Below are 20,779 nucleotides of genomic sequence, written 5' to 3' on the forward strand. Positions count from 1 at the left end.
GGTCAGGCGCGCTCGGCCAGGATGCGTTCGGCTTCGCCGGGGTCGCAGTCGAAGGCGGCGCGGACGGCGGCCACCGCCTGTGCGTGTTCGCCCGCCGCCACGAGCCGGTCGATCTCGGCCCATTGCGCGGACGGCGCGGCCACCTCGGGGCCTAATCGGCGGTCGAGACGTTCCCACATGCGGGCGACCGTCGGGTCGTCGGCGAGCAATCCGCCGAGATGCGCTTTGAAGGTGGGGTGCTCGGTGCGGTACATGCCCATCCAGCTGGAGGCGGGTGGGCTCGCCTCGGCATTGGCCGTGCGGTCGGCGAGTTTCAGGATCACGGCGCGGGGGTGGGCGGCGATCTTGGTGTAGGCGTCCAGGTTTCGTGCCTTGCGGTCCGAGCCCACGCCGGTGACCGCCCAGACGAGATCGAGAACCGCACGACCGAAACGGGATTCGACCTCTTCGGCGGTGACCGGAGTGTCCTCGATGACGTCGTGGAGCCAGGCCGCCACCGCGAGATCGCCGCCGAAGCCGAAGTCGTCGAGCACACCGCGCACGGCCGCGAGATGGGTGACGTACGGCCGCTCCCCATAACGCTGGTCACCGTGCGCCGCGACGGCGAATTCCCGTGCCTGCGCTTCGCGCTGATCGAACTCCATGCGACACCCCCGTGCTCGATTGCGATCCTGTTGCCCCGACCCTAGCCGAGGGCACCGACAAGTCGAGCCGATCAGCGCTGAGCGGCTCCGGATGCGGGTTTCACACAGGTGAGAACGCCGGTCTGATAACGGCTCTGGGTGTAGCCGAGCTCGGTGAATCCGATGGCCGCCAGCTGGTCACGGTAGCGGCGGATATCGACAGCGTCGAAGCCGCCGAACATCGGTGCGAGCAATCTGCGCATTAGAGGTGACGGTGAGGCATCGGCAAGCAGCAACCTGCCGCCGGGACGCAGCACACGCCACATCTGCGCCAGCGCCTCCGCACGGTGTTGCTCCGGGATGTGATGCATGACGAAAGTGCTGGTCACCACATCGAATTCGGCATCACCGAAAGGCAATCGCTGCGCGGGCCCCTGCTCGTATCGGTGATGAGGTGTGCGGTCGCGCCGCCGGTTGTCGTCGATGGCGGCCGCCGACGGGTCGACACCGACGGCTGCACCCGTCGAGCCCGTCGCGATACCGAGGGCGCGGACGAGTTTTCCCGGGCCACAACCGATATCGAGCACGCGGTCACCGGGGCGCACCCCTGCGGCCGTGACGAGTTCGGTGAGCAGCGCGCGATGCCTGCCGAGGAAGAACACACTGGTGAACAAGTTGTAGCGGCGCAGGCCCGCGATGAGCAGACCGGTGTCGCCGTCGTCGACGAACATGGGAATGAGAAGCTGATTTCCTGTCATGAACCTATGGTCGGGCGAGGTCGTTGCCGCGACCAGGCGCAAGATGTGGCGATCTGTCCGTTTCCGCACAGATCCGGGAAATCCGTCCGGGAGGCACGATGTCCGAGCACACCGATCGCCGCGTCCGGCGCACCCGCGACGCCCTGCACCGCGCGCTGATCGAGCTGATGATCGAGCGTGGCTACGAGCGGGTGACGGTGAGCGACATCATCGAACGCGCCGACGTGGGCCGGTCCACCTTCTACGCCCACTACCGGGACAAGGACGACCTGCTGCTGGTGAGCTGCACCGAATTCCTGCGCCGCGAAATCGCGAACACCGCGGCCGGGGCCTCCCCGCTCGGCCGGCTGCGGGTGCTGTTCCAGCTCGCGGGCCGGTATCCCGAGGTGTACCGGCCGCTGGTGGGGCCCAAAGCGGCGACCACCGTGATCCACGCCTACCGACGCGGTTTGGCGGAACTGATCGCCGAACTGTTCGGCGATTGGCCCGCGACCACCGTCGCGTTCGTGTCCTGGGGACTACTCGGCCTCACCGCGGAGATCATCGACCCGGCCGATCCGCTGCCCGCCGAGCGAGCATGGCAGCAGTTCGAGAAGCTGGTAGCGACCGGGATCAGTGGCGGCGCAGATCCGGCCACGGCGGACGGCGCAACAGGGCGAGCGCCAGGATCACGCCGGTGAGCAGACCGATCCACTCCCCCAGTTGGGCAATGCGATTGGCGTCGACCGCCGGTGACCAGTGCGCTCGGCCTTCGTGAATGACGAAGACGCCGACGGGCCGTGCGGGCCTGCCGAATCCGCCGCCGCGAGCGACGGTGATGACGGTGGCGCCATCGGCCGTGTCGGTAGGTTCGCCGAAGACTGTCGGCGGTTCGGTGATGGCCTGTTCCAGTCGATCTCTGATCGTCATCCGGACCCCCGTTGGTGTCGATGCGGCAGTGCCGTCGAACATACGCGCCCAGGCCGACAGGTCGTGTTCATTCGGGCTGTCATGATGGGAACTGCCGCGCCCGGCGCCCGTCCGGGACGAGAGGAGCCGCGCCGATGACCCCCGATCCGGTCCTGTCCACCGCCTGGTCGCGCTCGCTCGGTCTGCGGGTCCCGATCGTGAACGCGCCGATGGGCGGCGCGGCGGGTGGACGGCTCGCGGCCGCGGTGACCGAGACGGGTGGGCTCGGCATGATCGGGATGGGCAGTGCCGGTTCGGCGCAGGCACTGCGCCGCGAACTGAGCGAGACAGGCGGCGCCCCGGTGGGCATCGGATTGGTCGACTGGGTACGCACACGCGAAGCCGACCTGCTCGACACCGCTCTCGCCGCCCGTCCACGGGCGTTGTCGATCAGTTTCGGTACCGATTTCTCCTGGGTGCCCGAGGTCCAAGCGGCAGGCATTCTCGCGATCACGCAGGTCTACGACGTACCCGGTGCACACCGGGCACAGGAGGCGGGCATCGATGTGATCGTCGCGCGCGGCAGCGAAGGCGGCGGGCACGGCGCCGACCGGCTGGCGCTCATGCCGCTGCTCGACGCGGTGCTCGACATCGCGAGCGTGCCGGTGCTCGCCGCGGGCGGCATCGGTTCCGGACGGACATTGGCCGCGGTCCTGGCCGCCGGGGCGTCGGGCGCGTGGCTCGGTACCTGTCTGGCCGCCGCCGAGGAGTCGCTGCTGGGCGAGAACGCGCGGCGGGCCATGCTCGCCGCCGATTCCACCAGCACCGTGGTGACCACCGAATTCGACGAGGCACTCGACCTGCCGTGGCCGCCGATCTATCCGGCGCGGGTGCTGCGCAACGAATTCACCGATCCGTGGACCAGGGCCGAGGGTGACGAGAACCCGCCCGGTGTCGATGATCTGCGCGCGGCCATTGCCGCCGACGATCCACGGATCGCGCCGGTCGACGCGGGTCAGGGCGTCGGGCTGGTCACGCATGTGGAACCGGTCGCCGAAACCATCGCACGCCTCTGCACTGAAGCCGCCGAGCTGCTCACCGCAGGCTGACCTTGCGAAAATATGTTGACCGGTCTAGTTTTGTCTCGTGGGTGCAAAAGGAGCCGAAACACGGTGCAAGCTGATCAGGACCACCCGGTCGCTGATCGAATCGCGCGGCTACTTCGGCACCGGACTCAAGCAGATCGTCGAGGACAGTGGAGCGCCGCGCGGGTCGCTGTATTTTCACTTCCCCGGCGGTAAGGACGAGCTGATCTCGGCGGCACTCACCGACAGTGGCACCGAGATGGCGCAGTTGATCCGCACTATCGAAGCGAACGACGCACGGGAATTCGCACACACCATGCTGCGGCTACTCGGCGATCAACTCGAAGCCTCCGACTGGACCATCGGCTGCCCGGTGGCGGCAGTGGCATTGGATACCGCGTCGACCAATGATGCTGTGCAACAAACTTGTTCGGCCACCTACCGCCTCTGGGAAGACGCCATCCGGGAGCGACTGACCGCGTTCGGCCACCCCGAGCCCGAACGCCTCGCCACGGCGGCACTCGCCCTGATCGAGGGCGGATTGGTGCTGGCCAGAGCACACCGCGATCGTCGCCCTCTAGATCAGCTGGCCGACACCATCGACCTCCTCGTCTGATCCCGCAGCGCTCGCAGCGGGGCTCTTCTATCACTATAAAATATGCCAATCGGTCTACTGAAAGTAGGACACCATGGTTCATACCGATTCGATCGTTTTCGGGGCGGCCGGATTCATCGGCCGCTCACTGGTCGCGGAATTGCTGCGCACGGGGCACACCGTCACGGCTGCCTTGCGCGCCGGCAGTGAGCAGCGCCTGTCCACGTGGCTGGTCGAGCAAGGCGTGGACACCGCCGGTCTCACGATCACCACCACCGATATCACCGAACCAGATCTGGCACTGGATGACTCGATCGAAGGGGTACGCGATGTGTACAACGCGGCCGCCTTGATGAAGTTCGGGCTCGATCCCGACGTGGCTCGTCGGGTCAATCTCGACGGTGCGCTGCACGTGCTGGAATGGGCGGCGCGACAGCCGGATCTACGCAGAATCGTGCACATCACCGGATATCGCGCCGAGGCCGGGCACACCGACTACCGTTCCGGTGCCTACGAGGCTTCGAAGGTCGAGGCCGACGCGCTGCTGCGAAAAGTGGCTGCTGACAGGGATATTCCTCTGACCTTCGCCAACCCGTCCGGTGTGGTCGGCCCCGGTCAGTTCTTCGGGCTCGCAGACCTGATCGACTTGCTGTGGCGCGGGAAGTTGCCCGTGCTGCCGGGGTCGGCCGACACGTTCATCCCGGTCGTCGACCTGGACTACCTCACCCGGTTCATCGTCGGGCTGCCCACCCTGCCCGACACAGAGGGACGTTCCTACGCCGTCCTCGACGCCACAACCCCAAATCTTCCCGAGCTGATCCGCCTCGTCGCCGATCACTTGCATGTCCGCGCACCGCGCTTCACCGTCCCTGCCGAAATCTTGCGGCGGCTGCCACGGGCACTCACCCAGACCGATCCCGAGACGCTGTCGTTCATCAGCAGCGACCGATACGACACCTCGGCCAGCGACGAAGTCGCCGCACGGCTGGGTATCACGCAGCCACCGGTCGGCGATCTCCTGCGGTCCTATGCCGACCGGATCGTCGCGACTCGTAACGGTGCCGTGGAGACGACGCGGGCAGCCGGTTTCCGCACGGGAACCTGGCTGAGTGGCGATCATGCCGACCCAGATTATGTGCTGCTGCACGGCATTCCGCTCGACAGCGATTCGTGGGCCGATCTCGCCGATGGGTTGGAAGGTTCGGTCCTCGCCGCGGACATGCCCGGACTCGGCCGCTCGGCCGCGTCGGACATGTCGACAGCCGAGTGGATCGATGACCTGCTCGCGCCGGTACGCAGCACGCCCGTGCTCGTCGGGCACTCCCTCGGCACCGGTGCCGCCGTCGAATACGCGCTGCGCCACCCGGATCGGGTTTCGCGACTGGTGCTGATCGCACCGTGGTTCCTCCAGCCTCAGCTGCCGTGGATTACCGCTTCGCCGCTGGCTGCCGCTGTCGCGAAGCGGCTTCCGGCCGCGAAACTCGCCTCGCGCCTGGGTATTCCGAATGGCGCGGCGATCGAATCGGCGGTCGCGGGCTTGCGGCGCAACGGGGTGGCTCAGCGTACGTTCGCGATCATGCGGTCGGTACGCAAGGACCGATACCGTGCCGACCTGGCCGCGAAACTCGCCGAGGTCCGGGTTCCGGTCGACATCGTCGTCGGTGCCGACGACCCGCTGACGCAGCCGACCGCCCACCGAATCACCACCATCGCCGGTGCCGGGCACTACCCGCAGCTGACCCATCCCGACCAGGTCTTCCGCGTGCTCGAGGGCTCGGAAAAGGCTGTCTCCCGGCAGGTTTAAGCAGGCAGTTCGACCCGCACTGCCGGATCGTTCAACAGCGCCTGCCCGAGTTCGACGGTTTCGGCACCGCGCCACCGCGCATGCCAGGTCGGCACACCACCGGACAGGTTCAGCTCGCGGGCGGCGGTGAGCAACGGCAGTTCCACTCGGGCCGCCTCGACGGTGACCCGCGCATTGGTCGGTGTATGCGACCACACGTCGTCGACCACATCGGTGATGCGCACGCCCAACCGATGCCCGACAGCCAACCGCGCGTCCTGCCACAGCAGCCGGACCTGGGTTTCGGTGCGAACCGGGGCGATCCCCCGGCTCATCACCGTGGCGCGGCCGTCGGGGGCGATGTCGTACAGCTCGAGTGCGACCGTCGCCTCGGGCGGACCGGACAGCGTCAGGGACGCGGTGGGGCGGCCCGCCAGGTGCACCGGCTGGGTGACCGGATCCGAGATGGACCAGATCTCCCGGTCGGCGCCGGGCAGAAGACCTCGATCGACATAGGTTCCGGTGCGCAACTGGACCGTCGTGCGGCGCGTGTCGACCGGCGGCCACACGTCTTCGCTGCGCCACCCGCCGTCGAACTGGCCGACGGTGACCGGCGGGCCGGGCACCTCGATGTCGGCGCCGGCCACGTGCCGGTCCAGGAATGCGTACAGTTGGGCGGCGAAATGCGGTGTGCCGCACTTCTCCCGGCAATCGGAGTGCCCCCACTGTCCGAACCAGGCACGATGCTCGCCCGGGCCCCGCGCTTCCCAGGCCTCGATGACCCGGTCGGCGCGGGTATTGGCGTCGAGGAAACCCTGGCCGAGGAACAGCGGGGTGGTGTTGCCGCGAAGGTCTTCGACCATGTCGCGCTCCCGCCAGCCGGGGTCGGCGCCGTTGTGGTTCATGGTGAGCCCGAGGTAGCTGTCGGCGCAGGCCTGGGTCATCTGGACGGCGTTGGCTTTGTACTCGTCGCTGTCGGCCCAGTGTCCGGGGGTCGACGCGATGGCCAGGTGCTCACCGCCTGCCATGTCGGCGGGGCGCACACCGTCTTCGGTCAGCGGTTTGCCGCCGAACTTCCACGAGGTGCCCTGCATGTACAGGTACGAATACGGGTCGACGACCGGCGCGAACGCCGCGACCGCCGCGAGCCCCTTCGGCTTCTCGGCCAGCGCCATCATCCCGGTCCAGCCCTCATAGGAGGTGCCGACCATGCCGACCCGGCCGGTCGACCACGGCCTGCTCGCCGCCCACTCGACCGCCGCGACCACATCCGAGCGCTCCCCCGGCCCGCCGTAATCCGGGCAGCCGTTGGACCCGCCGAAGCCGCGCAGATCGACGATCACATAGGTGTACCCCGCCTTCAGCGCCCATTCGACCGGCAGATTCTCGGTCGATGGCCCGCCTTCGGGTCGAGGCACACTGAGATAGGCCAGGTGCGCTCGGTACGGGCTGGCGGTCAACAGCACCGGCGTCCGCGCATCCGGCGCCAGACCGGGAGGCCGCAACACATCCGCGTGCAACCGGGTTCCGTCGGCCGCGGTCAGATACTCCTGGGTCCACGTGAACTCCACCGGCGCCTCGGCCACCACCGGCGCCGCCGCCATCCCGACCACCAACGCCACGCCGGCCATCGCCCGCGCCGCCACAACGCCCCATCGCACCCCTGGACTATTACCGCAATCCGCTCACCCGTCCAGCCCCGATATCCGGGGGCCGATTCGCCAGCCCCGACCACCCGTCGTCGGCAGCCGCGAACCACCTCTGGAAACACCCAACGCTCCCCTGAGACGGAACAGGTTTTTCCGGTCGATCATCGAACCTTCTGTGACTTGCACCGCTGTCATTTCGGATATTTGTCGCGATCGGCAGATGTACTCTGACTGCCTTCAGGGGATTCTCGGGTGGCAGTTCCCCTCGAGGGAGGGGTGGTTCCCAGGATGGGCAGAGCCGTATCAGCCTGTGGTGCAGCGCGTTCAGCCGAACGCGGTCGCGTGCGCTCGATACTGATCGCGGTTTCGGCCGCGCTATGCTTCACCAGTACTTCCATGGCGGTCGGTAGTGCGGATCCGCTGACGACTCCGCAGCACGACTCGTTCTACACCCCGCCATCGGGATGGGACTCGACCGCGCCTGGCACCATTCTGAACTCGCGGCCCGTCGAGGTGGCCTCGCTCGGACCTCAGGCGCAGAACGCCGACGCCTGGCAGTTGCTGTATCGGACGACCGATACCGACGGCCGACCGATGGCGACCGTGACGACGGTGCTGCGCCCACGAAGCGGGCAGGTCAAAGGGTTGATCAGCTATCAGGCCGCCACGGATGCATCGGCCCCACAGTGCGCTCCCTCGTACGTGCTGCGCCAAGGAGCGCCCGACAAGTACGACGCCTCACTGGATCTCATGCAGATCGACCAGATGTTGTCGTCCGGTCATGCGATTTCCGTACCCGACTGGGAGGGCCCGAAAGGGTCGATGTTCACCCCGAGACAGCCGGGTTACGCCGCGCTCGACGGCGTGCGCGCGGCCGAGGCTTTCACACCGCTCGGACTGTGGGGCACCGAGACCCCGGTCGCCGCGATGGGCTACTCCGGCGGGTCGTTCGGTACCAGCTGGGCCGCGCAGGTCCATCCGACCTACGCTCCCGAAATCCACTTGGTCGGTGTAGCCATGGGTGGTTGGACCGCGCCGATCGGCCGCTATCTGGAGAAGCTCGACGGCGGCCCGTTCTCCGGCTTCCTGCCGTCGCTGCTGCCGGGCATGATGCGCGCCGATCCACGGCTGGCGGCGGCTTTCGCCGAATATCTGACGCCGGCCGGACACGCTCTGATGGCCGCGGGCGACAGCAGATGCGTGACACCGAACGTGGCTCAGCACGCGTTCCTGCGCATGGACGACTACCTGACGATCCCGTTTTCACAACTGATGGACCAGGTACAGGCATCGTTCACCGGCCTCGAATTCGGCACCGTGGTACCGACCGCACCGCTGCTCAGCTACAACGCCGTGCACGACGAGATCCTCGACATCACCTGGGCCGACCAGGCGACGGCGTGGTGGTGCGCAACGGGAGCACGGATCACCTCGGTGCGGGACCAGTTGAGCGAGCACGTGAGCCTGCAGATCAGTGCGACGACCGCGGTCCTGCGCTGGATCGATGACCGCCTCGCTGGGCAGGCAGCGCCGGACGGTTGCTCGACGCGCACGGTGCCGACCATGGCACTCGAGGGCGCTTAGCTCCGTCGCGAACCTCGGATACGGAAAAGTCCACCCGCCGTGTGCTCACGGAACGGGTGGACTCAACCGTTTACTGCGTACCCACTGCGAACCGAACGGGCCGATCAGGCCCGTTCGCACAGGTGAGATTTACACGTCGTAGTACAGCTCGAACTCGTACGGGTGCGGACGCAGGTTCACCGGCGCGATTTCGTTGTCGCGCTTGAGCTGGATCCAGGTCTCGATCAGGTCCTCGGTGAAGACGTTGCCTTCGGTGAGGTAGTCGTGATCCTGCTCGAGGCGGTCGATGACCGTCGCGAGGCTGGTGGGGGCCTGCGGGATGTTCTTGGCCTCCTCGGGCGGCAGCTCGTAGAGGTCCTTGTCGACCGGAGCCAGCGGCTCGATCTTGTTCTTGATGCCGTCCAGGCCGGCCATCATCATGGCGGCGAAGGCCAGGTACGGGTTACCCGAGGAGTCGGGCGCGCGGAACTCGATGCGCTTGGCCTTCGGGTTGTTGCCCGTCACCGGGATACGCACGGCAGCCGAGCGGTTGCGCTGCGAGTACACCAGGTTGATGGGGGCCTCGTAGCCCGGCACCAGACGGTGGTAGGAGTTGACGGTCGGGTTGGTGAACGCCAGCAGCGACGGGGCGTGGTGCAGGATGCCGCCGATGTAGTGGCGCGCCAGATCCGACAGGCCGCCGTAGCCGGCCTCGTCGTGGAACAGCGGCTTGCCGTCCTTCCACAGCGACTGGTGCACGTGCATGCCCGAGCCGTTGTCACCGAAGAGGGGCTTCGGCATGAAGGTGACAGACTTGCCTTCCTGCCACGCGGTGTTCTTCACGATGTACTTGAACAGCTGCAGGTCGTCCGCAGCGCCCAGCAGGGTGCCGAACTTGTAGTTGATCTCGGCCTGACCGGCGGTGCCGACCTCGTGGTGGCCGCGCTCGAGCTCGAAGCCCGCGTTCTGCAGGTTGGTCGAGATCTTGTCGCGCAGGTCGACGTAGTGGTCGTACGGGGCGACGGGGAAGTAACCGCCCTTGTTGCGGACCTTGTAGCCGAGGTTGCGGCTGCCGTCCGGGTTGAACTCGTTGCCGGTGTTCCACGAGCCCGAGATCGACTCGATCTCGTAGAACGAGCCGTTCATGCCCGAGCCGTAGCGGATGCCGTCGAAGATGTAGAACTCGGCCTCGGCACCGAAGTACGCGGTGTCGGCGATACCGGTCGAACGCAGGTACTCCTCCGCCTTGCGCGCGATGTTGCGCGGGTCGCGGGAGTAGGCCTCACGGGTGAACGGGTCGTGCACGAAGAAGTTCAGGTTGAGCGTCTTCGCGGCACGGAACGGGTCGATCCGGGCGGTGCTGAAGTCGGGGAGCAGGAGCATGTCCGACTCGTCGATCGACTGGAAGCCACGCACCGAGGAACCGTCGAACGCGAGACCCTCTTCGGCCAGGTCGGCGGTGAACGCCTTGGCCGGGATCGAGAAGTGCTGCTGGACGCCGGGAAGGTCCGAGAAACGGATATCGACGTACTCGATGTCCTGTTCCTTGATGTACTGGATGACCTCTTCGGCCGTGCTGAACGTCACTTGTTCTCCTTACGGATCGGTTCCCAGCCCGTCACGATGCGTGGGTTCGTCGCGACCTGACGTTATGGACGCGGTGTTTCCCTACAGTCAAGGCTGTGTTTCGCCAGTGTTACGCGCATGCCGGGCGACGGTGATGTCTGCCATCCGGGCGCGACCTGCAGGCCCAATCCTGCCATCTTCACCCGCGCGCGCTCACGTGACCTCCGTCAATGCGGTCGGTAGCCGCCCCTGACCCGGCTCTATCCTGGAACTCATGGCGCGCATCACCGGCACATGGCTCTCGGGCAATCCCACCGAAGGCGACGACGAGACAGCGGGTTACCCCGGCGAGCTCTACGGGCTGCCTCGCGAGGGCGCTGGCTCGCTGGCCCCGACGTGGCGGCGGGTGGTGGCGCTGTTCGTCGACTGGTTCATCGCGGTGGGCATCGCGGCCGTCATCACCGGCAGTTTCGCGTCGTCGTCGGTGCCGCTGCTGGTGTGGTTCGTGATCGGTGTGCTCGCGGTGACGCTGTTCGGGTTCACCCCCGGCCAGTACTTCCTGCGCATGCGGGTGGCGCGGATCGACGCACCCGTGCCGGTCGGGTTCGTGCGCGCGCTGGCCCGGCAGGTGCTGGTGTTCTTCGTGGTGCCCGCACTGTTCACCGATGCCGACGGCCGCGGCATGCACGACCAGGCCACCGGCACCGCCCTGGTCAACGCCCGCTGATCGAGCGCGCGGCGTGCGGCGCGGCCATACGATCAGGCCGTGTCACTGAATCCGGCCCTGTTGGCCGTCCGTTTTCTGCTCGAACTGATCGCCATCACCTCGTTCGGGGTGTTCGGCTGGCGTGCCTTCGATTCCCCGTGGCGATATCTGCTCGTCGTGGTGCTGCCGGTCGCGGCGGCTGTGCTGTGGGGCACGCTCGCGGTCCCCGACGACCCGAGCCGCAGCGGTGACGCGCCGGTGCCGGTCCCCGGTCCGGTGCGGCTCGGGGTCGAGCTCGCTGTGCTGTTCGGCGGGGCCGCGGCCCTGTGGGCAGCGACGCTGCCCCGGTTGGCGCTGATCTCGGCCGCTGTCCTCGTCGGCTATCACCTGCTGGCCTACGACCGTGTGCTGTGGCTGCTGACCGGACGTACATCCCAGGCCTGAAAAAGCGGCGAGCCCGTCACCTTGCACGGTGACGGGCTCGCGACGTGGTGGGTCAGCGGCGACGGATGGCGCGCTGCATGCCCTTCATCTTCGCGCCGGGGGGCATCGGGCCCTTCGGCATCGCGGGACCGCCGCTGCGGGAGCTGAGGGCCGAGAGCCTGCCCTCGATCTGGTCGATCCGCTTGACGTCGATGTTGCGCGGCAGCTTGGTGAGGAATTTCTGCAGGTCCTTGAGCGGGGTCTGCCCTTCCTCGTTGCCGACGATCACCTCGTAGATGGGGGTGTCGCCGATGAGGCGCCCGGTGCGCTTCTTCTCCTGCGCGATGAGCGACTTGACCCGCTGCGGCGAACCCTCGGCGACGAAGATGACGCCCGGCAGACCGATCACGCGGTGCACCGCGTCGAGCTGGGTGGTCGCGGCCACGCCGTTGGCGACCCGCCACTTGCCCTGCAGGTTCTCCAGCACCCACGCCGCCGCGCCCGCCTGGCCTTCGGCCTTGCGGTAGACGTTCTTCTGCACGCGCCGCCCGAAGATGATGAAGGCGAACAGCACACCGAGCAGCAGACCGAGCGGCAGCAGGAACCACTGCATGTCGAAGATCAGGCCGATGACGAAGAACACCACCGTCGTGGCCACGAGTGCGCCGATCATCAGCGGCAGCAGCGCCTTGTCTTCCTTGCGCTGCATGTTGAACGCCTGCCACAACTGCTGACGACGTTCGCGTGATGCCTGCTTACGGGCCGCTTTAGCCGCGGCCTTGGCTTCCTTCGACGGCTTGCCGCCCTTGCCTCCTGCCATGGTGTTCAGCTTAGATGCACCGTCGCGCGCCGGTCGGACCGCATGACACTCGCGACGATTCGCCGCACTTTCCGCCGCGTGTCCGGCGAGAATGGCGCAGGTGCGCCCGATCACCGACAACAGTGCCCACTCCCCCGTCACCGACGGTGCCGACGACGAGGTGGCCGAACGACTGGCCGCGGCCCTGCGCTGCGCGACGGTCTCGGCCGACGATCCCGCCCGCAGCGCCGACGCCGAGTTCGCCCGCCTTGCCGACCACCTCGAGGCCGCGTTCCCGCTGACCCACGCCGAGCTCGAGCTCACCGTGTTCGGCCGCAGCAGGCTCTACCGCTGGCCGGGCGTCGAGGAGGGTGTGTCGGCGATTCTGCTGGCCCATCAGGACGTGGTCCCGGCCGACGACCCGCAACGCTGGACCCATCCGCCGTTCGCCGGTGTGGTCGACGACGAGTTCATCTGGGGCCGGGGCGCGATCGACGACAAGAGCCGCGTGCTCGCCGTCCTCGAGGCCGTCGAGTGGGCACTGCGGAACGGAATCCGGCCGACCCGCACGGTTTATCTGGCCTTCGGTCACGACGAGGAGGTGTTCGGCGACGGCGGCGCGGTGCGCATGGCCGGGCATCTGCGCGACCTCGGCGTACGGGCCGATCTGCTGCTCGACGAGGGCGGTGTCATCACCGACGGGGTCGCCGACGGCGTCGACCGGCCGGTCGCCAGCATCATGCTCGGCGAGAAGGGCTACGCGACGGTGCGGCTTTCGGTGACCGAGACCGGCGGGCACTCCTCGATGCCCGGGCGCCAGACCGCGGTCGGCAGGCTGGCTCGCGCGGTGGCGCGGGTGCAGGACCGGCCGATGCCGTTGCGACTGACGCCGGTGATCGCCGACATGCTCGCCCGGATGCGAGTGGCCCTGCCCGGGCCACGCCGCAAGCTGCTCGGGCTCACCGATTCCGAGGTGCTGTCCCGGCTCGCGGCACCGCTGCTCACCCGGATCATGGCACTGGCTCCCAGCACCGAAGCGCTGGTGCGCACGACGACGGCACCCACGGTGATCGCGGGTGGGGTGAAGGCCAATGTGCTGCCGCAGAGCGCGGAGGCGCTGGTGAATTTCCGTATCCTGCCCGGTGATTCGGCCGCGGCTGTCCTCGCGCACTGCCGCCGGGTGATCGGCGACGACGGCGTGACGGTCGAACTCGTCGGCCCCACCTCCGAGCCGTCACGGGTCGACGGCCCCGGGCCCGCCTACGAACTGATCGCCGAACTCGCGACCGGTCTGGTGCCCGGCATCGTCACCACCACCGGTCTGGTGCCGGGTGCCACCGATTCGCGCCACTACGACGATTTGGTCGACACGCGCTGTAATTTCGCGCCGATTGTGCTCGACGCCAAAGACCTGGAGCGGATACACGGAACCGACGAACGGATCTCGCGTCTCAACTACGCTCGGCTGATCGAATTCAACCGGCGTCTGATCCAGCGGCTCGCCGCACCGAGCGACCGGCCAGAGCAGGCCGCGTCCACCGACCGGACAGCGCCCGAGCCGACAGGAACGCAGCAATGACCACCGAGACCGGTGAATTCGCGGGCAACGGCGGGCGGATCGCCTGGCGCGCATGGCGACCCGACGCGCCGCGAGCCGTGGTGACACTGGTCCACGGCGTGGCCGAACATTCCGGCCGCTACGAATACGTCGGTGCCGCGCTGGCCGAGGCCGGGTTCGCGGTGTACGCCCTCGACCATGTCGGGCACGGGCACTCGGCGGGTCACCGGGCCAATATCGGTTCGATGGATGCCGCCGCCGACAATGTGGCGGCCCTGCTCGACATCGCGAGCGCCGCCGACCCCGGCCTGCCGCGTTTCCTGCTCGGGCATTCGATGGGCAGTCTCGTGGTCCTGCATCTGGCCACCCGCGCGCCCGTCGACGTGACGGGTGTCGTGGTGTCCGCACCGCCGCTCGACATCCCGCTCGGCAATCCGGTGCAGCGCGCGGCGGCGCCACTGCTCACCCGGTTGGCCCCGAATCTCGGTGTGCTGAAACTGGATTCGTCGGAGATCAGCCGCGATCCCGAGGTGGTCCGCGCCTACGACAACGACCCGCTGGTGTTCCGGGGGAAGCTGCCCGCGCGCACGGCCGTGGAAATCCTGCGCCACACCGAACTGGTGAAGCAGCGCCTCGGTTCGCTCACCGCACCGCTGCTCGTGCTGCACGGCACCGGCGACGCGATCGCCGCGCCGTCGAGCGCCGACGTGCTGGAACGCGACGCGGGCTCGGCCGACAAGACCGTGCGCCGCTATGCGGGCTACTACCACGAGGTCTTCAACGAACCCGAGCGCGACGAGGTGATCGGCGACGTCGTCGACTGGCTCACGAACCATATTACCGACAAGTAACTTGTCGCCTAGTAGACTCCGACCATGGGAAACACCACTTCCGGCGCCGTCGCCTTCATCCGCGCCAGCTGGCACAGTTCCATCGTCAACAAAGCACACGAGGGCTTCCTCGCCGAGTACGCCGACCTGGGCTTCGACCAGGCGGTGGTCGAGGTGTTCGACGTGCCGGGCGCCTTCGAGATCCCGCTGCACGCCAAGCGCCTGGCCGCCACCGGCCGCTACGAGGCGATCGTCGCCGCCGCATTGGTCGTCGACGGCGGCATCTACCGCCACGACTTCGTCGCCTCGGCGGTGATCGACGGGCTGATGCGGGTGCAGCTCGACACCGATGTGCCGGTGTTCTCGGTGGTGCTCACCCCGCACCACTTCCACGAGCACAGCGAGCACGTGGACTACTACACCAACCACTTCGTGACGAAGGGAGCCGAGGCTGCCCGCGCGGTGGCGAACACCCTCAGCTCCCTTCGATCGCTGCCGGTTTCCTGATTACTCGAACTGAGTCCAGCAGACCTGCTCGCCTTGCAGGACGCCGGTGCGGAAGGCCTCGAGGCGCTGGTATCCGCTCGGCACCACCTTGCCGTCGACATCGCTGGCGGCCAGGCCGTCGGCGAGCAGGCCGGAGACCGCCTCGTCGAGGTCGCCCGCCGACAGGCGCGGATCACTGCCCGGCTCACTGAGTTTCGTGGTGAGCGCACCCGACAGGCAGGCCGTGCGAAGGCCGGCGGTGGCCGCGCCGGTCAGCGATACCTTCCGATCCTGTTGCAGCGCAAGGGCATAGCGGGAGACGAACACCACGGCGGCGTTGTAGTCGCCGGTGACGACCGCCGACAGCGGTTCCTCCTCACCGCTCGCGCCTTCTCCGGCCCGCTCGGCCATGGCGGGCACGTCGGTGCCGATGGTGTTGGACGAGGGGCAGTACGAGACCGGTTCGGTCGTGGTCGTTTTCGCGCAGTTGCGGGTGACGCCGCTGTAGTCGAACTTGGGCGCGTTCTGCACCGGCATCGACTTGCCGAGCTGGGTGGCGAGCGTGCTGAGCGTTTCCTGGTCCACCGGCAACTGCTTGTCGCGCTCGTCCTCCTCGAAGGTTACCGGCAGCCCCTCGCGGCGCTTGGCGATCTCGTCCTTGTCGATGGCCTTGCACGCCTTGGCGCCGTCGGTGTAACCCATCTGCACCGCGGTGACCCGCTCGAACGCCGAGCCGTGGATGGCGTCGGGGTCGTTGGGGTCGCGGTCGCGCACGGCGACGGTCGCGCCGAGGACACCGTTGAGGCCGTCGGTGGTGTTGAGGGTGAAGTGCTTCGAATTACCTTCGGCCACATGGCGGAGGAACACACCGGCCAGGCAGTCGGCCTGCTGCTCCTTCACCAGGCCGTCCATCAGGAAGCCGCGCAGCAGGTCGGCCTGTGCCTGGATGGCGTGCCCGTACTCGTGGGCCAGCACCATCACCACCGACATCTCCTTGTACTTGTCGACCAGCAGCGGCAACAGCACCTCACGGTCCCAACCGATGGTGTGGTTGAGCGGGCAGTACGCGGCATTGACCAGCTTGTAGGTGCTGCCGAAGCAGAACTCCACCGACTCAGCCTCCGAGGCCCGCGCCGACCAGGAGATGTACTTCGAAGCGGGCTTGAAGTCGCCGCGGAACGTCTTGGAATACTCGCCCTGCCAGTACTCTTCGATGTCGGCGATCGCGTTCATCGCGAGCTTGTCGATGGCACCGTTGTCGGTGTTCTCGGCCTTCTTGTCGGTGTCGGGCACACCCGGGCGCGGGCCGCTCGGCCCCTCGCTCGAGGTCGCGCCCGCCACCTCCCACGGGTTGTCCTGCGTAGGTACCGCCTGGTCGCCGGTGACGGTGTTCGCCGTCGAGCAACCGGTGACCAGCACCCCCACACTCATCAGTGCCGCGGCCACGGCCACGCCGAACCGATGTCTTCTCATACGCTGTCCTCCCCGGAAATGACGCGGACACGAAGCCTCCGCTGTCGAGCGCTCACATGGTAATCCAGAAGTGTCAGCGGTCCATTCGGAGCGTGGCGAGCACAGCGCGATGGTCGGTGCCCGGAAGGGTCAGTGTGCGAACGTCTTCGGCGACGCCACCGGCGACGAGCACGTAGTCGATACCGAGCAACGGACCCCAGCGGCGGTCGGCGGGGTAGGTGAGCAGGATGCCGTCGCCGGTCTGGTCGGCGGCCGAGGCGAACGGGCCGTCGAGCAGTGCCCGGTAGGCCGAATGATTCTGGGTCGCGTTGAAATCCGCGCCGACGATCGCGGGCGCGCTGGTGGCGGCGAGGATCTCGTCGACCCGGCGCATCTCGTTCGACCACGCCACGAAGTCCAGGTTCGGCGGCATGGGATGGAAGGCGAACACCGAGATCGGGCCGCGCTGCGGGTGTTCCATGGTCGCGCCGAGGTTGCTCATCACGAATCCGTCGAACTTCCTGGTGTCGCGCAAGGGATAGCGGCTGTAGATCCCGGTGCCTCCCCCGCCCGCGTGGGCCGCTTCGAGGTAGACGTGCGGAAGCTGCTCCTCCAGCCCGGCCGCGCGCAGCGCCGTGATCGCGTCGAAGGTCAGTTCCTCGACGGTGAGTAGATCGACATCGTTGTCGCGCACCGTCGAGACCACCGCTTTCGGGTCGGCCTTGCCGAAGAGGATGTTCGACTGCAGCACAACCACTTCCGGCCCGTCGGCGGCACGCGCCTCGGGCACATAGGACGGCACGACCAGCGCACCGGCCCCCACCAGCACCGCGGCCCCCACGGCGGCGCTGCGCCACCCGCGCGCGAGCAGCAGCAACACCACCCCCACCACGGCACCGAGCATCAGCCACATCGCCCCCGAAGCCAGCAAGACCAACGTTCTCTGCTGCCAGTTCCCGACGTGCAACACGATCCCGGCCACCGCCGCGATCACTGCGCCCCACCCCAGGACGAGCAGCGCTCGATCCATCCATTCACGCATCATGCGAGCAGCCTAAGCGGGCACGCATCAGGCCTGGATGTGGTGCCTCTGAGGATTCTCTGAGGGGCCTACACTGGCCGACGAGAAGGAGGTGGCCGTGTACATCGAACAATTCAGTGCCGCCGGACAGCTCACCGAGCAGGCGGTCGAGGACCTGATGACCGTCGCGACGAGCCGCACCCCCGCGATCACGGTGACCGTCGGTACCAGAACCGTTCAGCTGCCGGTCCTGCCCGTCTGCTGGCCGGAACTCGACGTCCGCGCGGGCACCCCGATCACCGTGGAAACGGCCGACCCCGATGCCCTGCGCGAGTTCGTCACGACCTTCCAGCGCGTGACCGATGCACAGGACTAGAGCGGCATGCCCGCTTCGATCCAGTTGTAGGCCTGGATCTTTCGCGACGCCGGATCGTTGACGACCTGGTTGATGAGGTCGTTGATCTGATCGGTCGACAGCGGATAACCGTAGTGTTCGGCCGCGCCCGCCGAGGCCCAGAGCGAAGCGAACAGGCCAGGCCCACCCAGGATGTGGGTGAGCGCGTTGGCCACCTCGTCGACGGTATCGATGACGCCGTGCACCAGGGCGATCGCGATGTCCTCGTCACCGGGGACCGCACCGGGCGCCAGCGCACCGGACTCGACCGCACGCGCGGCGAGCCACTCACGCGGGATCAGCGGGTTGGGGCCGATGGCGTCGCCGAGGTAGTAGCGCCATTCACCGGGATTGCCCTGGTCGAAGGCGTGGATGTAGAAGGTGCGCGTGAGCGCCCACAGCGCGATGTAGCGCAACGCGACCTGTTCGGGGCTCAGTTCCACCACCTCGGGACCGCTCGCCCGGTCCTGCTCGAGCAGCGCCCACGAGTAGGTGAACCAGACCAGTTCGGAATTGCCGACCCAGGTGGCGGGCAGCCGTTCGGCCAGCGCGGCCACATCGGCGGCGGGGCCGTCGAAGCCGGGAGCACCGGACGCCTCGGCGCGCAGGTTCTCCACGTAGCCGCGCAGGGCGTCGACGGAGGTGAACACCGCGTAGCCCAACTGGGAGAAGCGGGTGAGGTCGGCATCGGCCGGTTCGAGCAGCAGCACCACCGGCATCCCGACACCGGGCTGCAGGCCCTCGGGCCAGAACGCCTCCGCCACCGCGAGTTCGCGGCCGGTGATGGGGTCGGAGACCTCGCTGTCGAGCAAAGGGAAACCGAAACCGTCGGCGACGAGGTCCTCGACGAGGGCATTCACCTGGTCGACGGCCGGGTCGCCGACCGTGACACCGGCGACGCCGACCGTCAGCAGCGTCGGCCGGTGCAGGTTGCCCGTGCGCAGCTTCTCCAGGAACGTATCGGCCGCCCGCGAGAGCTGCATGCGCCGCGCGCGCAGGAATTCGCGATAGTTCTCCACCCGCCAGAGGTTGGGGTCGGTGGGAATCCACTGCGACGCGAGGACTCCTGGGTTGCGCCGCTCCATCTCCGCGAAGTAGTCGGCCGGTTCGCGCTCGCCCACTTCGGCTTCCGAACCGGGACTCAGGAAGCAGAAGTTGGCGATCGCATTGATCTCGTTGCGTTCGTAGCCGTATTCGCGCAGCAGGGTTTTGGGGAACAGGTAGTGCACCTGCACCGGGGTGCGGTCACCGAACTGTTCGATGCCGAGTTCAGTTCCGGTGCCGAGATCGCGCGAACCGTCCACCCGGGTGAGCAGGTACAGCAGCGGGTAGAAACGCGAACCGCGGGTGGCGCCGGCGAAGTCGTCGGCGCACAGGTCGAGCGAGCCGCCGCGCAGACGTTCCAGGGAGGCGATCAGCGCGTCGATACCGCCGCGTTCGAGGGTGTCGTAGTCCTGCTGCAGGAAAGTCTCGGTCGACCCGCTGAAGCGGCCCCACAGCGCCGAATGGATGTACCAGTACAGCACCCGGTCGCGGTGCAGGTCGTTGTCGAACTGCCCGCCGTTGAGGAACAGCAGCCGGGTGATGACCGGAATCGCGTAGCGGCCCATCAGGACTCGGTCGTGGTCGAGGCCGAGCCTGCCCGCGACGGTGTCGAGAAAGGTGTCGACCTGGCGCGCCGACTCGCTCAGCGCCAGCTCGAATTCGGCGGGCTCGAGGTCGCCGAGCGCGTCGAAATGGGAGCGCCCGTTGCCGACCGCGATCACGTTGCGCAGCAGCCAGTCGAGGGTGAAGGTGTAGCCGTCCTTGTCCCAGCGGATGAGGTGATCGCGCAGGTTGCCGCGCGCCTGCGGCCACTGCGCGCACAGGGTGGCCAGCGCCAGGTCGCCCTTGGAGAGTTTGGTGCCGCCGGAGTTCACCCGGTTGAAGATGTCGACCACCTCGTCGACCGTGCGGTCCGAGCCGGTGATGGTCTCGACATTGAACTCGCGGTGGGTGATCTCGCGCAGCTTGTTCAACCGGTCCAGGTACAGCGCCAGCGTTTCCGGCGACTCGTCGGGGAACCGGGACATGTAGTGCATCGGGCCGAGCGCGAACAGTTCGGTGACATCGATCCACGCCGGACTGATGTCGCGACCGGGCACCTGGAACTCGAAAAGCTCACGCTCGACATCGAAATGGAGGCCGGTGAACGCGACGGCATCGCCCTCGAAGAACGACGGCGCCTTGCCGCGCACGATGCCGTAGAGGGTGGTGATGCGCTGCTGGCCGTCGAGCAGCAACTGCCGCAGGCCCGAGCCGGCGGCCGTGCCGCGCACCGCGATGTCGTCGGATCCCGTCTCCCACACCAGCAAGCCACCGACCGGGTACCCCAGGTACAGCGACCGCATGAGCCCACGCACCTGATCGCGGTTCCACACGTACCCGCGCTGGAACTCCGGCAGCAGCACGGCCCCGGAATCGATCTGGTCGAGCAGGGTGGACAGACGTGTCACGACAGCCTTTCGATCGCGTTCCTCCTAGCGGCGAACCGCCCCATCGTCGCACGGATCGTACCGACAGGCTCCGACATCCCAGCGCCCGAACAGGACTGGCGGGTC

Annotated in this window: 20 protein-coding genes; 11 read left to right on the top strand and 9 right to left on the bottom strand. The window is 67.7% G+C overall.

Translation table 11 applies throughout. From position 1 onward, the window contains the following. Positions 1 to 2: 2 nt before the first annotated feature. Both NCO8_RS22835 and NCO8_RS22840 read right to left on the bottom strand, forming a co-directional pair. The gene (locus NCO8_RS22835) at positions 3 to 644 is read right to left on the bottom strand and encodes an HD domain-containing protein (RefSeq protein WP_067642186.1); all 642 of its coding nucleotides are present in this window, start codon (positions 642 to 644) and stop codon (positions 3 to 5) included. A gap of 71 nt (positions 645 to 715) precedes the next feature. Further along, positions 716 to 1,381 carry a class I SAM-dependent methyltransferase gene (locus NCO8_RS22840; protein ID WP_245655467.1) on the bottom strand — a complete coding sequence of 222 codons (666 nt, stop codon included), beginning with the start codon at positions 1,379 to 1,381 and terminating at the stop codon, positions 716 to 718. Positions 1,382 to 1,479: 98 nt separating this feature from the next. Between NCO8_RS22840 and NCO8_RS22845 the strand changes: the two genes are divergently transcribed. Next, complete coding sequence (locus NCO8_RS22845; RefSeq protein WP_067642187.1) at positions 1,480 to 2,061, top strand: TetR/AcrR family transcriptional regulator; 582 nt, start codon at positions 1,480 to 1,482, stop codon at positions 2,059 to 2,061. On the opposite strand, the gene NCO8_RS22850 is transcribed toward NCO8_RS22845, so the two are convergent. Next, complete coding sequence (locus NCO8_RS22850) at positions 1,994 to 2,290, bottom strand: hypothetical protein (RefSeq protein WP_067642188.1); 297 nt, start codon at positions 2,288 to 2,290, stop codon at positions 1,994 to 1,996. The two genes, NCO8_RS22845 and NCO8_RS22850, sit on opposite strands and share 68 nt — an antisense overlap. A gap of 134 nt (positions 2,291 to 2,424) precedes the next feature. Here NCO8_RS22850 and NCO8_RS22855 point away from each other — a divergent pair, with 134 nt between their 5' ends. The 3 genes from NCO8_RS22855 (at position 2,425) to NCO8_RS22865 (ending at position 5,753) form a co-directional block, all read left to right on the top strand. Further along, complete coding sequence (locus NCO8_RS22855; RefSeq protein WP_067642189.1) at positions 2,425 to 3,378, top strand: NAD(P)H-dependent flavin oxidoreductase; 954 nt, start codon at positions 2,425 to 2,427, stop codon at positions 3,376 to 3,378. Positions 3,379 to 3,415: 37 nt separating this feature from the next. Continuing rightward, positions 3,416 to 3,970: a TetR/AcrR family transcriptional regulator gene (locus NCO8_RS22860; protein ID WP_067642190.1), complete on the top strand. Its 555-nt coding sequence runs from the start codon at positions 3,416 to 3,418 to the stop codon at positions 3,968 to 3,970. Between the two features lie 73 nt (positions 3,971 to 4,043). After that, positions 4,044 to 5,753 carry an alpha/beta fold hydrolase gene (locus NCO8_RS22865; RefSeq protein ID WP_067642191.1) on the top strand — a complete coding sequence of 570 codons (1,710 nt, stop codon included), beginning with the start codon at positions 4,044 to 4,046 and terminating at the stop codon, positions 5,751 to 5,753. On the opposite strand, the gene NCO8_RS22870 is transcribed toward NCO8_RS22865, so the two are convergent. Next, complete coding sequence (locus NCO8_RS22870; protein ID WP_245655468.1) at positions 5,750 to 7,393, bottom strand: CocE/NonD family hydrolase; 1,644 nt, start codon at positions 7,391 to 7,393, stop codon at positions 5,750 to 5,752. The genes NCO8_RS22865 and NCO8_RS22870 overlap by 4 nt on opposite strands. 384 nt (positions 7,394 to 7,777) lie before the next feature. On the opposite strand from NCO8_RS22870, the gene NCO8_RS22875 reads away from it, so the two are divergent. Further along, positions 7,778 to 8,965 carry a lipase family protein gene (locus NCO8_RS22875; protein WP_210740693.1) on the top strand — a complete coding sequence of 396 codons (1,188 nt, stop codon included), beginning with the start codon at positions 7,778 to 7,780 and terminating at the stop codon, positions 8,963 to 8,965. A gap of 129 nt (positions 8,966 to 9,094) precedes the next feature. Here NCO8_RS22875 and glnA read toward each other — a convergent pair whose 3' ends face one another. After that, the gene (gene glnA, locus NCO8_RS22880; RefSeq protein ID WP_067642193.1) at positions 9,095 to 10,531 is read right to left on the bottom strand and encodes a type I glutamate--ammonia ligase; all 1,437 of its coding nucleotides are present in this window, start codon (positions 10,529 to 10,531) and stop codon (positions 9,095 to 9,097) included. Between the two features lie 253 nt (positions 10,532 to 10,784). Here glnA and NCO8_RS22885 point away from each other — a divergent pair, with 253 nt between their 5' ends. Both NCO8_RS22885 and NCO8_RS22890 read left to right on the top strand, forming a co-directional pair. Next, positions 10,785 to 11,237 carry an RDD family protein gene (locus NCO8_RS22885; protein ID WP_067487354.1) on the top strand — a complete coding sequence of 151 codons (453 nt, stop codon included), beginning with the start codon at positions 10,785 to 10,787 and terminating at the stop codon, positions 11,235 to 11,237. 39 nt (positions 11,238 to 11,276) lie between these two features. After that, on the top strand, positions 11,277 to 11,660 hold the full coding sequence (locus NCO8_RS22890) for a YrdB family protein (RefSeq protein WP_067642194.1): 384 nt from the start codon (positions 11,277 to 11,279) through the stop codon (positions 11,658 to 11,660). 52 nt (positions 11,661 to 11,712) lie between these two features. On the opposite strand, the gene NCO8_RS22895 is transcribed toward NCO8_RS22890, so the two are convergent. After that, the gene (locus NCO8_RS22895; RefSeq protein WP_067487348.1) at positions 11,713 to 12,459 is read right to left on the bottom strand and encodes a DUF4191 domain-containing protein; all 747 of its coding nucleotides are present in this window, start codon (positions 12,457 to 12,459) and stop codon (positions 11,713 to 11,715) included. A gap of 100 nt (positions 12,460 to 12,559) precedes the next feature. Here NCO8_RS22895 and NCO8_RS22900 point away from each other — a divergent pair, with 100 nt between their 5' ends. Genes NCO8_RS22900 through NCO8_RS22910 form a run of 3 tightly spaced genes read left to right on the top strand, consistent with a single transcriptional unit; the run spans position 12,560 to position 15,333 of the window. Continuing rightward, positions 12,560 to 14,017 (top strand): M20/M25/M40 family metallo-hydrolase, encoded by a 1,458-nt coding sequence (locus NCO8_RS22900; protein WP_245655469.1) that lies wholly within the window; start codon positions 12,560 to 12,562, stop codon positions 14,015 to 14,017. Beyond that, the gene (locus tag NCO8_RS22905; protein WP_067642195.1) at positions 14,014 to 14,847 is read left to right on the top strand and encodes an alpha/beta hydrolase; all 834 of its coding nucleotides are present in this window, start codon (positions 14,014 to 14,016) and stop codon (positions 14,845 to 14,847) included. The genes NCO8_RS22900 and NCO8_RS22905 overlap by 4 nt, the downstream gene beginning before the upstream one ends. A gap of 24 nt (positions 14,848 to 14,871) precedes the next feature. Beyond that, positions 14,872 to 15,333, top strand: a complete 462-nt coding sequence (locus tag NCO8_RS22910) for a 6,7-dimethyl-8-ribityllumazine synthase (protein WP_067487344.1) — start codon at positions 14,872 to 14,874, stop codon at positions 15,331 to 15,333. Here the strand turns inward: NCO8_RS22910 and NCO8_RS22915 are convergent, their stop codons facing one another. Both NCO8_RS22915 and NCO8_RS22920 read right to left on the bottom strand, forming a co-directional pair. Continuing rightward, positions 15,334 to 16,785 (bottom strand): neutral zinc metallopeptidase, encoded by a 1,452-nt coding sequence (locus tag NCO8_RS22915; RefSeq protein WP_067642196.1) that lies wholly within the window; start codon positions 16,783 to 16,785, stop codon positions 15,334 to 15,336. It abuts the gene before it with no gap. 73 nt (positions 16,786 to 16,858) lie between these two features. Beyond that, positions 16,859 to 17,809: an endonuclease/exonuclease/phosphatase family protein gene (locus tag NCO8_RS22920; protein ID WP_084457403.1), complete on the bottom strand. Its 951-nt coding sequence runs from the start codon at positions 17,807 to 17,809 to the stop codon at positions 16,859 to 16,861. A gap of 94 nt (positions 17,810 to 17,903) precedes the next feature. On the opposite strand from NCO8_RS22920, the gene NCO8_RS22925 reads away from it, so the two are divergent. Beyond that, positions 17,904 to 18,161 carry a hypothetical protein gene (locus tag NCO8_RS22925; RefSeq protein WP_157105049.1) on the top strand — a complete coding sequence of 86 codons (258 nt, stop codon included), beginning with the start codon at positions 17,904 to 17,906 and terminating at the stop codon, positions 18,159 to 18,161. Here NCO8_RS22925 and NCO8_RS22930 read toward each other — a convergent pair. Further along, complete coding sequence (locus NCO8_RS22930; RefSeq protein WP_067487334.1) at positions 18,158 to 20,674, bottom strand: GmrSD restriction endonuclease domain-containing protein; 2,517 nt, start codon at positions 20,672 to 20,674, stop codon at positions 18,158 to 18,160. The genes NCO8_RS22925 and NCO8_RS22930 overlap by 4 nt on opposite strands. Between the last annotated feature and the right edge of the window lie 105 nt (positions 20,675 to 20,779).

This window comes from Nocardia coubleae NBRC 108252 (assembly GCF_001612805.1).
In the GTDB taxonomy this organism is placed as follows: Bacteria; Actinomycetota; Actinomycetes; order Mycobacteriales; family Mycobacteriaceae; genus Nocardia; species Nocardia coubleae.

Excerpts from the sequence above, each read along its gene's own strand:
- NCO8_RS22835 (WP_067642186.1), bottom strand. The coding sequence starts at position 644 with ATGGAGTTCGATCAGCGCGAAGCGCAGGCACGGGAATTCGCCGTCGCG.
- NCO8_RS22840 (WP_245655467.1), bottom strand. The coding sequence starts at position 1,381 with ATGACAGGAAATCAGCTTCTCATTCCCATGTTCGTCGACGACGGCGAC.
- NCO8_RS22845 (WP_067642187.1), top strand. The coding sequence starts at position 1,480 with ATGTCCGAGCACACCGATCGCCGCGTCCGGCGCACCCGCGACGCCCTG.
- NCO8_RS22850 (WP_067642188.1), bottom strand. The coding sequence starts at position 2,290 with ATGACGATCAGAGATCGACTGGAACAGGCCATCACCGAACCGCCGACA.
- NCO8_RS22855 (WP_067642189.1), top strand. The coding sequence starts at position 2,425 with ATGACCCCCGATCCGGTCCTGTCCACCGCCTGGTCGCGCTCGCTCGGT.
- NCO8_RS22865 (WP_067642191.1), top strand. The coding sequence starts at position 4,044 with ATGGTTCATACCGATTCGATCGTTTTCGGGGCGGCCGGATTCATCGGC.
- NCO8_RS22875 (WP_210740693.1), top strand. The coding sequence starts at position 7,778 with ATGGCGGTCGGTAGTGCGGATCCGCTGACGACTCCGCAGCACGACTCG.
- NCO8_RS22885 (WP_067487354.1), top strand. The coding sequence starts at position 10,785 with ATGGCGCGCATCACCGGCACATGGCTCTCGGGCAATCCCACCGAAGGC.
- NCO8_RS22895 (WP_067487348.1), bottom strand. The coding sequence starts at position 12,459 with ATGGCAGGAGGCAAGGGCGGCAAGCCGTCGAAGGAAGCCAAGGCCGCG.
- NCO8_RS22905 (WP_067642195.1), top strand. The coding sequence starts at position 14,014 with ATGACCACCGAGACCGGTGAATTCGCGGGCAACGGCGGGCGGATCGCC.
- NCO8_RS22910 (WP_067487344.1), top strand. The coding sequence starts at position 14,872 with ATGGGAAACACCACTTCCGGCGCCGTCGCCTTCATCCGCGCCAGCTGG.
- NCO8_RS22915 (WP_067642196.1), bottom strand. The coding sequence starts at position 16,785 with ATGAGAAGACATCGGTTCGGCGTGGCCGTGGCCGCGGCACTGATGAGT.
- NCO8_RS22920 (WP_084457403.1), bottom strand. The coding sequence starts at position 17,809 with ATGATGCGTGAATGGATGGATCGAGCGCTGCTCGTCCTGGGGTGGGGC.